We start from the raw sequence: 14,834 nt of genomic DNA on the forward strand, positions 1-14,834 counted from the left end.
CGTTCGAGCTAAGCCGCGCGAACGGTGGAGAGGAAGCGCTCGACCTCACGGCGCAGCGCACCGCTCTCCGTCGAGAGCTGCTTGGCGGACGACAGCACCTGAGACGACGCCGAGCCGGTTTCCGACGCGCCCTTGCTCACGTCCGTGATCGAACACGCGACCTCGGACGTTCCCTTGGCGGCCTCCATCACGTTGCGGCTGATCTCCTGCGTCGTCGCGCCCTGCTCCTCGACGGCGGCCGCGATGGTTCCAGAGATCTCCGACATCCTGTTGATGGTCGCCGTGATCTCCTTGATCGCGCCCACCGCCTCGACGGTCGCGGCCTGCATCCCCGCGATCTGCGAGCCGATCTCGTTGGTGGCCTTGGCTGTCTGGGCGGCGAGCGCCTTGACCTCCTGGGCGACGACCGCAAAACCCTTGCCCGCATCTCCAGCACGCGCCGCCTCGATGGTGGCGTTGAGCGCGAGGAGGTTCGTCTGGCCGGCGATGGTGTTGATCAGGCCGATAACGTCGCCGATGCGCTCGGCGGACTGCGAGAGCTCCGTCACGCGGTCGTTGGTCGTCGACGCTTGAACCACCGCCTGTCCGGCGATCGAGCTGCTCTCCTGGACCTGGCGGCTGATCTCCGTCACGGTGGACGCGAGCTGCTCGGAGGCCGCCGCAACACCCTGGACGTTGACCGAGGTCTGCTCGGACGAGGCCGCGACGACGCCCGAAAGATGCTCCGTCGTCTCGGCCGTCTTCGTCAGAGATCCGGCTGCGGTCTCCAGCTGGCTCGAAGCTGCCGAAACCGTATCGACGATGCCGCCGACGGACTGCTGGAACTCGTCGGCCATGCGCCGCAACTCGGCCTTGCGGGCCTCCGCGGCGCGGAGGTCGGCCTCTTTCTGCTCCGCCTCCATCTTCTCGATCCGCAGGAGATTATCCTTGAAGATGCGCGCGGCGCGGGCGTTCTCGCCCACCTCGTCGGTGCGGTCCGCGTACGGAACCTCGACCGACTTGTTGCCGTTCGCAAGTTCGAGCAACACGCCCGAGATGGCCCGGATCGGGTTCGAGATCCCGCGGCCGATGAGCCAGGCCAAGAGCGCCCCCAGGGCCACGCCGCCGACGCCGGACCACAGGATCATCATCTCGGTACGAAGAATGTAGGCCTTGGCATCGCGTGCGAGTTCATGCTCGTCGGCGGTCGCCGTTTCCCGAATGATGCGCGTGTCCTTGGCCACGATCTCGGCAAGTGCCGGCAGGTCGGTCCCCATGATCCTGGCGTACTCCTGATCTATGGTCGCGGCGCGCTCGAAGCCCTGGCGATACTCGGCCAACAGCTCCTTGACCTCGTCGAAATCCTTGCGGGCGGCCGGCGCGGTGATCAGCCGATCGAGAGACGCCAGAACCCGGTTGACCTCGTCGAACGCCTGGTCGGCGGTCGCCTTTGCTTCGGCATCGTGGCGGCCCAGCATCATGTTGGCGCTCAAGCGGATCTGCATCACCTCCCTCATCGCATCCGCGGCGAGTGCGAGCGCAGTGGCATCGCCCTCGCGCACCGCGAACTTCTGGATTGCCTCCAGATCCTGCCGCAGCTTGACGCCGTCGGGATCGAGGATCGTGCTTCCGATCCGGTCCTTTTCCTCACGCAGCGCCTCGACGCGGTGGGCAAGCTCGGCGTACTTCTCGAACTTGTCCTTGATGTCCACGACCATGGCTTTGCGCTCGGGATTGAGGATGCGCTCCATGCCGAGCTCGATGGCGGCCTTGACGCGCTTCTCCTCCTCCGCGACCGCCTCGACGGCCTTGGCATGATCCTGGTTCTGCTCCGACTCCCGCACGAGGCGGCGGTAGTGCAGGAACTCACGGTCGATTTCGCTCACCGCGTCGACGACGGAGACGCGCTGCGCGTATTCGTCGAAGTCGTGGCTGACATGCTCGATGCCGACATAGCTCGTGATGCTGATGCCGACCATGATGGCGAGCACGGCGGCAAAGCCGACCGCAATCTTCACCGCGACTTTCGTATTGTTGAATTTGGACGCAAGGTATTCCATGCTCAAAACCTTTTCGGCGAATTATGTCGATGATTTATGCTGAGGGGGCTTTCCGGTTTTTCCGGAGAAACGGGACGCGCGTCGTCAGGGGAATGGCGCGACAAGCCGACGGGCCTCGGCGCACGCCTTTCCTCTTCGCTTGGCGGCACGGGCAAAGCGCGCGCTGTCGAGGCGGCCGGCGCAAACCTTCGCCGCAGACCTTCGGAAGGCTTGCCTCTCAGCTGACATTTCTCATCCCCCGCACCGAGCGGCATGCAAACGATCCGCATGCCAACTGTTCTCGAGCGACGGCATGTTCGGCTAGGTAAATGTAAGCTAAATTATATAGTTGTGGATGAATCCTAAAACGCAATCTCTCTTTAATCGAGATTGCGTTTCCCTTTACAGGATCACGGCCGCGCGCAACATCTCATGCCAGACACCAGCCAGAACGTTTGATCCTGCCACCGCAGATTCCGCTATTTTGCCGCTCTGCAATCCTAGGTTCCTTGATGCCGGTCAGAAATAAATTTGATTTATATTTCGCAACGAACCCAATTTTCATCTTTTCAGCATTTCACCATCCGGCTCTTTCCGGAGGGACTATCAAGAGAAAACTGACAAAACCTTTCGATTCGAAAACTATCTCCGCGACGCCATCTCGCGACGCACCTCGCGAAAGACCTCGGCGAACTCGATGGCGCCCGAATTCTGCAAGTTCTTGTCCATCCGCTCGTTGAGCGCCACCAGAAGCTCGGCACTCGTCTTTCCGCGCACGATCGTGTTGCGATAGTAGGCGTCACGCGCAAAGAAGTTCGACGTCGGCACCTTGAGACCGGCCGGGCGCATCATCTCAAGCCCCGTGCCCGGGCCTGCGAGGTTCATGAGCTCGATCTCGGCACCCGACAGATTGGTGCGTCCGGCGTTGTCCGCCATCTTCTTGATGTCCTGAAGCTTCTTCACTTGAAGCCAGGGGCCGATATCGCCGTCGATGTTGATGGCGTGGATCGCCTGTCCCTTGCGCGTCCGCGCAAGCGCCATGTGCTCGCTCCAGCGATGCGGGACCGAGCGCGCAGCCCTCAACATGGTGGAGAGCTTCTTGTGTTTGTCGACGAGCGCGCGGCGGCGCGCATCCGAGATGCCGGACTGGTTCGACATACGCTTCAACCGTTCCAGGAAGGCGGGGCCGTGCTTGACCAGTTCGTCCGTCGTGTTGGCAGTGAGAAGCTGGGCGTAGCCGATGGCGGATGAGATCGGCGACCCGGTCTTCCGGATCGGATGGATGCCCGCCACCATGTCTGCGGTGCCAAGGCCACCCGTTTCCAGCGCATAGACGCGCAGCACCTGATCGGCCGTGAGCCCCGCGGCCAGCGCCTCGCGGGCATAGCGGCGCTTGAACTCGCGCTCGGGGATCCGCTCGGGTGTGAAGCCGTATTCCGATTTCGCCATCGCGAGGAAGTCGTCCACGCCCGGCAACGTGCGGCGCGGCGGCGCTTTTTTCTGCTCGCTTTCCCGCGCCTGGAACGCTTTCCAGCGTTTTTCGAGGCCCGCCGAGAGCGTGGGCCCCGCGTATTTCGGCGGAAGCGTGCGCACATAGTCCTTCGCCGTGAACGGTTCCTTCCTGGATCGCTTCCCCCGGCGCAGAGCGCGCTTGTCCGTCACTTCGCGCCAATAGGCGTCCATCTTGAAATCGTGCACGGCCTGGGCAGATAAATAGTCCTCGAACGCACGACGATCGGCGCCTGTAAGCGTGCGCGAAAACCGCTCCGCGCCGGACGACGCCACAACAGGAGCCGACAGGGCGGCGAGCCAAAGGCCCACGAGTGCGAGCACCGCGACCGGCAGCAACCGGCCGGTCAACCTTTCGGATCGCATCGTTGGGGAAAAGATCATCAAGAGGCGTCCTTTGCGTCAGAGCGAAACGAATCAAGCGTGTTTGCCTCTAGAATGGGGCGTTTCCACGGGATTGCACCATTTCGGCGCGCGCTTCTACGCGGGGCCGGCCCGGAGGGGATGCGCCGTCCGTTGCAAGACGCCGCGCGCGATCCCCGCGTCAGCAAGCTCTTAGACCCAATGCAAAGCGGTCCCGAACCGTGAAGTCCGGGACCGCAACACGACCGTACGCTCAGGTCATTTCTTGGCGGGATGACAGGCTTTATCGAATTGAGCCTGCGTCCACATCTTCGAGTACTCGGCCTTCCAGCCGTCCGAGCACTGCTGCTTCGTGGGGGCGTTGGCCGCAAGGGCAGCACCGCTCAGCGCGAGCGCGCCTGCAAGCAAGATCGCTAAACGCATCTTTTCTGCTCCTATGATGTTACCGTATTTTTACGTGCGTATTTGCACGGTGTCGATAACGATATGCCAGCCTGCCGGTTCCCGGCCGCATCGCCTGTCCGAGATTAATTTTTGGACACGCGCGCTGACCCTTCGTGCTCGCCATGACGCCCGAGTTGCTTGTCGCGCCGGACCACGGCCGACACTCGCGGGCCCACCGGCTTATTCCAAAAGGGTCCCATCTGGCCTAGGAAATCGAAATGACTTCTCCCACCTCGACCGAACGGCTCGTCCTCAGCCCTGCTAGATTCCGGGACCTGGTGCGGCACACGCTAGCCGCGCCACGCGCGGACATGCGCGTTGCCCCCACGGGGCGGTCTCTCTCGGACCACCGGGGCCCGAGCGATTTCGATCTCAACCCCGAACTTTCTCGCGATTTCGCTCGGGCTGCCGACGCGGCACAGGCTGCACGGACGCCGATCAAGCCGGCCGCGGTTCTCGTGCCGGTCATCGCACGGCCCGAGTTGACGCTGCTTTTTACGCTCCGCACCAACGACCTTCCCGCGCACGCCGGACAGATCGCCTTCCCTGGCGGAAAAGCCGAGCCGTTCGATGCGGACCCGCTCGCGACCGCGCTCCGCGAGGCGCAGGAGGAAATCGGTCTCGATCCGTCTCATGTCGAGCCGCTCGGCACACTCGACCTCTATCTCACCGGGACCGGCTATCGGATCACGCCCGTCGTTGCGCTGGTGGACCCAGGCGCGCCGCTCACGCTCGATCCGCGCGAGGTGGCCGATGCCTTCGAGGTGCCGCTCGGTTTCCTCATGGATCCGGCGAACCACCAACGCCATTCGCGGATCATCGGTGGCCAGGAGCGGCATTTTCATGCGATGCCGTTCGAGGGCCGCTTCATCTGGGGGGCGACAGCCGGTATTCTCCGCAACATGCACGAGAGGCTCTTTTCATCATGATCCGCGTCGTCATCGAGAACTTTCTGCTGTTCCTGCTGCCGACGCTCATCTACGCAGCCTGGATGCTCTACATGCGATCCAAGGACGAAGCGCGCGACGAGGATGGCAACAAGCCGCCCGTCCGCGTGCTCGTCGACGACGCCCCGCTGCTTTGGCTGTTCGTTGCAGGCGCCGCTCTCGTCATCGCCACTCTCGTCACGTTCGGAACCTATACGGGCGGCAAGCCGGGACAGCACTACACGCCGGGCGTGTTGCGCGACGGCAAGATCGAACCCGGGCAGATCCGATAAGGCAGACCATGACGAGCGAGCACGGCGAAGCGACGCTTCCGAGCCTGGCGGGCGCCATGTGGCTCACGTCTTCAGAAACCCGCGCGGTTCTCGACGCCATTCGCGCGGGCGGGTTCGACGCCCGCGTCGTGGGCGGCGCAGTCCGCAATGCGCTGATGGATGCGCCCGTCAAGGATCTCGACATCGCGACGACGGCGCTTCCGGACGACGTGGTGCGGTTGACGGAAGCCGCCGGTTTACGGGCCGTTCCGACCGGCCTGACGCACGGCACGGTCACCGTCATATCGGGCCGCCAGCCCTTCGAGGTGACGACGCTGCGGCGCGACATCGAGACGTTCGGCCGGCACGCGCGCGTCACCTTCACGACCGACTGGGCGGAAGATGCCGCTCGCCGGGATTTCACGCTCAATGCGCTTTATTGCGACGCGGCCGGCACGGTGCACGATCCGCTCGGCGGGTATCCGGACCTTGCGGCGCGGCGCGTGCGCTTCATCGGCAGCGCGGAGGAGCGCATCCGCGAAGACTATCTGCGAATTCTGCGCTTCTTCCGCTTTACCGCCGAGTACGCGGACGGCCCGCCGGACGCCGCCGGGCTGGATGCCTCGGTCGCCCTGGCCGATGGGTTGGCGCAGCTTTCCGGTGAGCGGATCCGCGCTGAGATACTGCGCTTGCTTGCTGCGCCGCGTGCGGCCGAAGTCGTATCCGTCATGGCCGCCGTCGGCATCGTCGACCGGCTGATAGGGGACCAGTGCGACGTGCGCCTGCTCGCACGCCTCGCGGCCATCGAGACAGCGCTCGGCCTTTCTCCCGATCCGCTCCTGCGCCTCGCGGCGCTTGCCGGTCCGAAACCGGGGGATGCGCGCGACGCCATTGCCGGCAGGCTTCGGCTCTCCAACGCCGAGGCCGAGCGGCTGGCGCGCATCGGATTGCCCGACCGCGCGTTCCGCCCCGAGACGGACGCGCGCGAGGCCCGTGCCTACATCTATCGGTTCGGTGCCGACGCTTTTCGCGACGGCGTTCTCATGGCCTGGACCGCAAGCGGCGCGCCTGCGGACGATCCGGAATGGCGGCAACGTTTTCACCTTGCCGAGCGTTGGACGGCACCGGAATTGCCGGTGCGCGGTTCGGACCTGCTCAAGCGCGGCCTCGCGGAAGGGCCGGCCATCGGGCGCGTCGTGCGCGCGTTCGAAGACTGGTGGATCACGCACGATTTTCCTAGCGACAAACTTGAACTCGCGAAAGCGCTGTCCGATCTCGTCAAAGCGAACCGGAATTGAGCTGAGGGCGCGTGCGTGGCCGCCGCTCCGCGCAATAAGCGAAGAGCGCAATGTCGGGCATCGCGTTGGAATGCGTTTATTTCGCGCGCGGGCCTTGAAGGCGTTTCATCGCGGCCTCGATCCGGCGCCATGTCGCGGCTTGCTCGTCGGCCCCCTGCTCTTCGAAGGCGCGGGCTTTGTGGGCGGCTTCGGCAATGGCCTTGGGGCCCTGGACTTCCATGAGCTTGCGAGCGTGTTCCTCAATCTCGATGGCGAGCATGGCGTGACCTCCTTTGCTCGTTTCGATTAGGTCCAACACTGGGCATGTGGGGCAGGGGTCGAAGATCGCAAGAGCTTTTGCAATGCGAAAAAAGGCCGGAGCGTTCGCTCCGGCCTTTCTCGTCTCGTTCGATACGTGGATGGAGCGAACTAGAAGTCCATGCCACCCATGCCGCCCATTCCGCCGCCCATCGGCATCGCGGGGGCGTCCTTCTTGGGCTTCTCGGCAACCATTGCCTCGGTCGTGATCAGGAGGCCGGCGACGGAAGCCGCGTCCTGAAGCGCACAGCGCACGACCTTAGCCGGGTCGATCACGCCCTCGGCCAAGAGATCGCCGTACTTGCCGGACTGGGCGTTGAAGCCGTAGGCGTACTTGTCGTTCTCCAGGATCTTGCCGGCGACGACGGAGCCGTCCTCACCTGCGTTCTGGAAGATCTGGCGTGCCGGTGCCTGCAGCGCGCGGCGCACGATGTTCACGCCGACACGCTGGTCGTCGTTGACGCCCGTCACCTTTTCGAGTGCGCTGATGGCGCGGAGAAGCGCAACACCGCCGCCGGGGACGATGCCCTCTTCAACGGCTGCGCGGGTTGCGTGCAGCGCGTCGTCGACGCGATCCTTCTTCTCCTTCACCTCGACCTCGGTGGCACCGCCGACCTTGATCACGGCAACGCCGCCGGCGAGCTTCGCAAGACGTTCCTGCAGCTTCTCGCGGTCGTAGTCCGAGGTGGTTTCCTCGATCTGCGCCTTGATCTGCTTCACGCGCGCTTCGATGTCGGCCTTCTTGCCCGAACCGTCGACAACGGTGGTGTTTTCCTTGTCGATCGTGATGCGCTTCGCCGTGCCCAGCATGTCGAGCGTGACGCTCTCAAGCTTGATGCCGACGTCTTCGCTGATGACGGTGCCGCCCGTGAGAACAGCGATGTCCTCAAGCATGGCCTTGCGGCGATCGCCGAAGCCCGGAGCCTTTACGGCCGCGACCTTGAGGCCGCCGCGCAGCTTGTTGACGACGAGCGTCGCGAGCGCTTCGCCCTCGACGTCCTCGGCGATGATGAGAAGCGGCTTGCCCGTCTGCACGACGGCTTCGAGAACCGGCAGCATCGACTGCAGGCCGGACACCTTCTTCTCGTGGATGAGGATGTAGGGGCTTTCCAGCTCCGCGATCATCTTGTCGGCGTTGGTGATGAAGTAGGGCGAGAGGTAGCCGCGGTCGAACTGCATGCCCTCGACGACGTCGAGCTCGGTTTCGAGGCTCTTGCTCTCTTCAACCGTGATGACGCCCTCGTTGCCGACCTTCTTCATGGCCTCGGCGATCTTGGCGCCGATCTCGACATCGCCGTTGGCCGAGATGGTGCCGACCTGGGCGATCTCGTCGTTGGAGGTGACCTTCTTCGACTTCGCCGTGAGCTGGTCGATGACGGCCTGAACGGCGAGGTCGATGCCGCGCTTCAGGTCCATCGGGTTGGCGCCGGCGGCGACGGACTTCGCGCCTTCCTTGACGATCGCCTGGGCGAGCACCGTTGCGGTGGTGGTGCCGTCGCCGGCGAGGTCGGCCGTCTTCGAGGCAACTTCACGCAGCATCTGCGCGCCCATATTCTCGAACTTATCTTCGAGCTCGATCTCCTTGGCGACCGTCACACCGTCCTTGGTGATGCGCGGGGCGCCGAAGCTCTTCTCGATCACGACGTTGCGGCCCTTGGGGCCCAGCGTCACCTTGACGGCGTTGGCGAGGATGTCGACGCCGCGCAGCATCCGCTCGCGTGCGTCCTGAGAAAACTTTACGTCTTTAGCTGCCATCGTTTGGCACTCCGTTCGATATCAGGGGGATGTCTTAGGCGGCCTTCTTGGCCGACGACTTGCCTTCGAGGATGCCGAGGATGTCGCTTTCCTTCATGATGAGGACGTCCTCACCATCGATCTTCACCTCGGTGCCGGACCACTTGCCGAACAGCACGCGGTCGCCGGCCTTCACTTCGAGAGCAACGAGCTTGCCCTGCTCGTCGCGGGCGCCAGGGCCAACGGCGACGACTTCGCCCTGCTGGGGCTTTTCCTTGGCCGTGTCGGGGATGATGATGCCGCCAGCGGTCTTCGTGTCCTCTTCGACGCGCTTCACGACAACGCGGTCATGCAAGGGACGGAATGTCATGGGTAACCCTCATGATACGAATGGTTGATCGATGTCTGTAAAAGGGGTCCACGGAACGGGCCGCGCCGACGATGCGGCAGGCCGCGCCCATGGTTGCATGCGCCGCCAAACTTCGGGTTCCGGTCGACGCAGGGCCTATATGCGAACGGCTGGTAGCACTGTCAAGATCTGAGTGCCAACGCCGCCCCCTCGCCCGTCGATGGCAGCGTTTTTTAAAGGCGGTTTAGCGCGTTACGCACCCATCCTGGTTACGCCCTCGGACACGGCATTTCAGGTTGGGGCCGCTAGAATTGGACGACTTGTCGCACCCAGATTGGAAGGGAAATTTCGCCTCGCCGCCTTATCTCGGCGGACACCCAATCAAACGCATCGCCATTTCTATTCTTGCCGCTAAAGCACCCGCTCAAGCGAAACGTTGGCAGCTCTTGAGCCAAAAACGACTGCGCCGCGGGCATTCCAGAGGAACAGCCCACGGCGCAGACGATCGAGATGCGTTCGTTGTCGCGAATTAGACAGCGAAATCCTGGATTTTTGCACCCTTGCTCAGCTTGGCGACAAGCCAATTCGGCTTTCTGCCGCGGCCGGTCCAGGTTTCGGAGCGATTATCGGGGTTTTGATACTTAATCGCTGCGGTCTTTCCGCGACCCCGCGATCCGAACAGCTCTCCAACCGAGAACCCCGCATTTTCGGCAAGCGATGCGATCTTGTGCTTGAGATCTGCCCTCTCGCGCTCCTTTGCGGCGTTCAAAGCCTTCTGCGCACGCGCGATGTGATCATTAAGCTCCTTGACCGACATCTTGTCGTAGTTCACCGCTGCCATTCCCTACTCCCGTTGATGCGCCACCGCATATCAATTCGATAGACCGTGACGTCTTAATATCTCTATCCCCTGATCCGCATAACTCTTCTCGATTGCGGTAAAAGATTTCATTCTCACAAGAGCGGAAATCCGTGCACCGCCTATTTGGCGGGCAAAACAGCAAAACGCTCTTCAAATGAACACCCCCGAGGGAGGGTTGTTCAGTAAAAGTTTTGAAGGGTATCGTCAAGCCTGAGAAAGAATGCCTTTGCGGCTATTCGCTTCGAAGCGCATCAATAGGATTAAGATATGCCGCGCGGCGCGCCGGAAACAGGCCGAAACAAATTCCGGTCGCGGCCGCGGCTGCAAGCGCTCCTGCGAGAACGCTCGGCGACACCAGAATAGGCCAATCCGCAACGAAAGCGATCGCGGCCGATGCGAGAACTCCGATAATTATTCCGATCAGGCCGCCAAGAAGGCAAAGAGAAACGGCTTCGACGAGAAACTGCTGGAGAATGTCCCGGCGGCGGCCTCCGACCGCCATGCGCAGGCCGATCTCGCGCGTCCGCTCAGTCACCGAAACCAGCATAATGTTCATGATGCCGATGCCGCCGACGATCAGAGAAATGACAGAGGTGGCGGCCAGAAGGTAACTCATCGTGGTGAGAACCTCGGTGCGCGCTTTCATCGTTTCCGCGAGATTTCGGACCGAAAACGTATCCTGATTGCCCCGCGTATTGGCGCGGCGCTGCCGCAGCAGGCTTTCGATTTCCTCCTGCGCCTCGGCCATATCGGCCCCGGCATCGATTTTGACGTGAAGAATGCCCACACGGTCGTTCTGGACCTGCGTGCGCCCCGATATGCGCGCGCGCGCCGTCGTGATCGGGACGAGGACGACGTCGTCCTGGTCGCGGCCCATCGCAGATTGCCCTTTCGAGGCCAGAACTCCCACGATTTCGAATGGCACGTTGGTGATGCGCACCGTGGCGCCGATCGGATCTTCGTCCGGGAAAATCTCTTTCGCCACCGTTTTCCCAATGACAGCAACCCGAGCGCCCGAGCGAACGTCTCCCACCGTGAGATCGCGCCCGCTTTCGAGCGGCCAATCCCGGACGAACAGATAGTCGGCGTGGATGCCGCTCACAGTCGTGGACCAGTTGGTGTTCCCGCGAACCATGGGGGCCGTTTCGTTGAGCTGGCCGGAAACGCCCACGACGCCCTGGATCTTGTCGCGGATCGCCACCACGTCGACCTCGGACAGCGGCAGGTCGGTGCCGGCGCCCTGCGCGCGGCCCATAGAGCGCATGGAGCCGGGGAATACGACCAGCATGTTGGTGCCCAGCGCCTTGATCTGGCGGTCCACCTCGCTCGACGCACCTGTGCCGACGGCCACCAGAATGATGACGGACGCGACGCCGATGACGATGCCGAGCGTCGTCAGAACCGATCGCAACAGGTTGACGCGCAGCGCGTTGATCGCGATCAGGATGGAATCCAAGAAGCTCATTGCGGAGCCCTTTTTCCGGCTGGAAGCGGAATCGGTTTCTGGCGCACGTCGTCGACGATATGCCCGTCGCGGAACGTGATCCGCCGTCCGGCCCAAAGCGCGATCTCAGGCTCGTGGGTCACGATCACCACCGTGATCCCTTCGCGGTTGAGATCGGTGAAGAGCTGCATGATCTCTTCCGACGTCTTGCTGTCGAGGGCGCCGGTCGGCTCGTCGGCCAGCAGGATCTTCGGATTGTTGACGATGGCGCGGGCAATGGCCACGCGCTGTTGCTGGCCGCCCGATAGCTGGCGCGGCGTATGGCTAATGCGGTTCTCAAGCCCGACCTGCGCGAGGCGGCGGCGCGCCATCTCCTCGCCGTTCTCCGGCCTCGGATTCGCGTAGAGAAGGGGCAGCATGACCTGTTTCAAGGCCGATGTCCGCGGCAGAAGGTTGAACTGCTGAAAGACGAAGCCGATGGTGCGGTTTCTAAGGTCGGCAAGCTCGTCGACCGACAGGCGGCCGATGTCGCGTCCGTCGATCAGAAGCTCGCCCGACGTCGGCACGTCGAGCGCGCCGATCATGTTCATCATCGTCGATTTGCCTGAGCCGGACGGCCCCATGATGGCGACGAAGTCACCGTCGGCGATGTCGAGCGAGACGTGGTCGAGCGCTGCGAGATCCTCGCCGCCCAGCCGATAGATCTTGGTGAGGTCGCGCGCGGAAATCAGGGGGCGTGCGGTTGCATCCCGCCCCGGCTCGGGGGCGGCGGCCGCATCGGCCCCGGATGGACGCTCGATCACGGTCATGACCGGGCATTCCGGGCGCGCACGATCACGGCATCGCCCTCACCGATGTCGCCACCCAAAATTTCCGTGAACTGGTCGTCGGCCATGCCGGTCCGGATCGTGCGCTGCTCGGGCTGGCCATTGCGGCCCAGCACCCACACGGTGGCAAAACGCGAATTCTCGCGGCCATCCTTCCAGCGTTGAAACGCGATGCGCTGCTCGTCCGAAAGCGTCGGCGCGAGCACCTGCTCGATGCGCGACGTCGCGCGCTGACGGAACGCGCCTCCGCCGCCGGGGCCCGGCGGGCCGATCGCGATCCCACCCTGGGGACCCGCGGCCCGCATCTCGCGCCCCAGCGCCTCCATCGCCTCCCGAACTTGAGATTCCTGCGCTTCGGTGAGCGACAGGTCGGCCTTGAGCCGCTCGACCATTCGGCCCATCCGATCCCCGCCGCCCGGACCGCCTCGCGGGCTTCCGCCCGCCGCAGGCTCCGGAACCGTGCCGGGGCGCGGGCGGAAGCGGAACGCATCGTTGGCAACACGCAGCACGCCGTCGCGCTCGGCGGAGAGGATAACGACGTTTGCCGTCATGCCGGGGAAAAGGCGGCGGCCCTCGTTCTCGGCCTCGATGATCACGGTGTAGGTGACCACGCTCGATATCTCGGTCGCGGAGAGGCGCACCTGCGTGACGCGCCCCTCGAATTGGCGGTCGGGATAGGCATCGACGGTGAATGTCGCGGAGTTGCCTTCCGCTACCATGCCGACATCGGCTTCGTTCACCTCCGCTTCGATGCGGATGCGCGAGAGATCCTGCGCGATCTTGAACAGCTCCGGCGCCTGCAGGCTTGCGGCCACCGTCTGGCCGGGATCCACCATGCGCGAGATCACCGTGCCCTCGATGCGAGAACGGATCTTCGTGCGATCGAGATCGATCCGCGCCTGATCGAGCGCGGCCTCGCGCTGCTTGATGGTGGCGCGCGCACTTTCGATCTGGGCCTCGGCAACGGCGATGTCGGCCTTGGCGACGGCCGCGTCGCGTATGGCCGAGTCCAACGCCGCCTGTGACGAGTGCCCCTTCGCGGCGAGATCCGTCTGACGCTCGACGTTGCGCACGGCCAACTCGTCCACGGCGTGCGCCTTTTGGAGGCCAGCCTGCTGGTTGAGAAGCGCGGCCTTTGCCACGGCAAGATCGGCTTCCGCCTGCGCGACGCGGGAAGCGAACGTCTTGTCGTCGATGGTGGCGAGGACGTCGCCGGGCGAAACCTCGCTGTTGAAGTCGACCCGGACCTCATTCACCTGGCCGGAGAGCTCCGAGCCGACGCTGACCGTCACCAGCGCGCGAACGGGGCCCGAGGTGGAGACGATCTTGCGCAGCGGCCCTTTCGAGGCGGAGGTCGTGTCGTAGACGATGCCTCCGCCGCTCTGGGCACCGGGGGCGAACATCCACGCGAGCGCAAAACCCGCGGCCGCAACGGGAAGCGCCAGCGTAAACAACGAACTCATACGTCTTTTCATGGGGTCCGACCCGGTCACTCGGCGTTGAGACCGCCTCACATCGCCTGTGGGCGTATTAAATCGAGAGAGACAACGGATTTGCAACGCAACATCCGTCGCGGCAAGCGTGGAGGCCCGATCGATCTTTGCGGCGCAAAGCGGTCGGCCGCATGAACGGGGGATGAATACACCATTCAGGACGCGTTCAGAGCCCGGGCGATAGGGTCATATCACCCTGAGATCCTATCTTCCCCGGCGTGATCCACGGGAGGTGCACCGCTCAGGGTCGGTGCACCTCCCACCCCTTCCCCGAAGTCCGCTCCACGCCGCTCCCTCCCGTCAAGGCTTGAATGGAACCTCCCGAGCCGGTAGGCATTGGGCACTCAATTCCATCCGCCCAACACGGAGAGGCCCCCGTGACCACTTTCAAGCTCCCTGAACTTCCGTATGCCTACGACGCGCTCACGCCCTATATGTCGGCCGAGACGCTCGAATTCCATCACGACAAGCATCACAAGACCTACGTCGACAACGGCAACAAGCTGATCGTCGGCTCGGGGCTTGAGGGCAAGTCGATCGAGGAGATCTGCAAGGCGGCCTATTCGGGCAAGAACCAGCCGATCATCAACAACGTCGGCCAGCACTACAATCATATCCACTTCTGGCAGTGGATGAAGAAGGATGGCGGCGGAAACAAGCTGCCCGGCAACGTGCAGAAGCTTGTCGACGGCTACGGCGGTTTCGACAAGGTCCGCGCCGATTTCATCGATGCGGGCACGACGCAGTTCGGCTCCGGCTGGGCGTGGCTCGCCGTTCGCGACGGCAAGCTCGAAGTCTCCAAGACGCCGAACGGCGAGAATCCGTTGATGCACGGCGCGCAGCCGATTCTCGGCGTCGATGTGTGGGAGCACAGCTACTACATCGACTATCGCAACGCGCGGCCGAAGTATCTCGAAGCCTGGTTCGACAATCTCATCAACTGGGAGCACGTCGAGGAACTGGCGGCCTAAAGGCTGTCAGTAACCTCTCGGAAATCA

14 protein-coding genes are annotated in these 14,834 nt (G+C 63.5%); 4 read left to right on the plus strand and 10 right to left on the minus strand.

The features are described from left to right. Positions 1–8: 8 nt before the first annotated feature. The 3 genes from W911_RS14550 to W911_RS18395 form a co-directional block, all read right to left on the minus strand. A complete protein-coding gene (locus tag W911_RS14550) occupies positions 9–2,039 on the minus strand; it encodes a HAMP domain-containing methyl-accepting chemotaxis protein (protein WP_023788300.1) in 2,031 nt (676 codons plus the stop codon). A 621-nt stretch (positions 2,040–2,660) separates the two neighbouring features. Continuing rightward, positions 2,661–3,911 carry a hypothetical protein gene (locus W911_RS14560; protein ID WP_244438538.1) on the minus strand — a complete coding sequence of 417 codons (1,251 nt, stop codon included), beginning with the start codon at positions 3,909–3,911 and terminating at the stop codon, positions 2,661–2,663. A 237-nt stretch (positions 3,912–4,148) separates the two neighbouring features. Continuing rightward, a complete protein-coding gene (locus W911_RS18395) occupies positions 4,149–4,313 on the minus strand; it encodes a hypothetical protein (RefSeq protein WP_023788303.1) in 165 nt (54 codons plus the stop codon). 239 nt (positions 4,314–4,552) lie between these two features. Between W911_RS18395 and W911_RS14565 the strand changes: the two genes are divergently transcribed. From W911_RS14565 to W911_RS14575, 3 genes are read left to right on the plus strand one after another with little or no spacing between them, the layout of a single operon-like run. Continuing rightward, a complete protein-coding gene (locus W911_RS14565) occupies positions 4,553–5,263 on the plus strand; it encodes a CoA pyrophosphatase (RefSeq protein ID WP_041316622.1) in 711 nt (236 codons plus the stop codon). Continuing rightward, positions 5,260–5,553 carry a DUF6111 family protein gene (locus W911_RS14570; protein WP_023788305.1) on the plus strand — a complete coding sequence of 98 codons (294 nt, stop codon included), beginning with the start codon at positions 5,260–5,262 and terminating at the stop codon, positions 5,551–5,553. Before W911_RS14565 ends, W911_RS14570 begins: the two co-directional genes overlap by 4 nt. A gap of 8 nt (positions 5,554–5,561) precedes the next feature. Further along, positions 5,562–6,830, plus strand: a complete 1,269-nt coding sequence (locus W911_RS14575; protein ID WP_023788306.1) for a CCA tRNA nucleotidyltransferase — start codon at positions 5,562–5,564, stop codon at positions 6,828–6,830. 76 nt (positions 6,831–6,906) lie between these two features. Here W911_RS14575 and W911_RS14580 read toward each other — a convergent pair whose 3' ends face one another. The 7 genes from W911_RS14580 to W911_RS14610 all read right to left on the minus strand — a co-directional run bounded on the left by W911_RS14580 (position 6,907) and on the right by W911_RS14610 (position 13,806). Then, positions 6,907–7,089, minus strand: a complete 183-nt coding sequence (locus W911_RS14580; protein ID WP_023788307.1) for a hypothetical protein — start codon at positions 7,087–7,089, stop codon at positions 6,907–6,909. 149 nt (positions 7,090–7,238) lie between these two features. Then, positions 7,239–8,882: a chaperonin GroEL gene (gene groL / locus W911_RS14585; RefSeq protein ID WP_023788308.1), complete on the minus strand. Its 1,644-nt coding sequence runs from the start codon at positions 8,880–8,882 to the stop codon at positions 7,239–7,241. A 34-nt stretch (positions 8,883–8,916) separates the two neighbouring features. Then, a complete protein-coding gene (gene groES, locus W911_RS14590) occupies positions 8,917–9,231 on the minus strand; it encodes a co-chaperone GroES (RefSeq protein ID WP_023788309.1) in 315 nt (104 codons plus the stop codon). A 508-nt stretch (positions 9,232–9,739) separates the two neighbouring features. After that, entirely contained in the window at positions 9,740–10,051 is a 312-nt protein-coding gene (locus W911_RS14595) for an H-NS histone family protein (protein WP_041316627.1), read from the minus strand. 253 nt (positions 10,052–10,304) lie between these two features. Beyond that, positions 10,305–11,537, minus strand: a complete 1,233-nt coding sequence (locus tag W911_RS14600; protein WP_023788310.1) for an ABC transporter permease — start codon at positions 11,535–11,537, stop codon at positions 10,305–10,307. Beyond that, positions 11,534–12,325: an ABC transporter ATP-binding protein gene (locus W911_RS14605; protein ID WP_023788311.1), complete on the minus strand. Its 792-nt coding sequence runs from the start codon at positions 12,323–12,325 to the stop codon at positions 11,534–11,536. The genes W911_RS14600 and W911_RS14605 overlap by 4 nt, the downstream gene beginning before the upstream one ends. After that, positions 12,322–13,806, minus strand: a complete 1,485-nt coding sequence (locus W911_RS14610) for an efflux RND transporter periplasmic adaptor subunit (protein WP_023788312.1) — start codon at positions 13,804–13,806, stop codon at positions 12,322–12,324. Before W911_RS14610 ends, W911_RS14605 begins: the two co-directional genes overlap by 4 nt. A 407-nt stretch (positions 13,807–14,213) precedes the next feature. On the opposite strand from W911_RS14610, the gene W911_RS14615 reads away from it, so the two are divergent. Beyond that, on the plus strand, positions 14,214–14,807 hold the full coding sequence (locus tag W911_RS14615; protein ID WP_023788313.1) for a superoxide dismutase: 594 nt from the start codon (positions 14,214–14,216) through the stop codon (positions 14,805–14,807). The last annotated feature ends 27 nt before the right edge of the window (positions 14,808–14,834 follow it).

The sequence above is a fragment of the Hyphomicrobium nitrativorans NL23 genome, assembly GCF_000503895.1.
In the GTDB taxonomy this organism is placed as follows: domain Bacteria; phylum Pseudomonadota; class Alphaproteobacteria; order Rhizobiales; family Hyphomicrobiaceae; genus Hyphomicrobium_C; species Hyphomicrobium_C nitrativorans.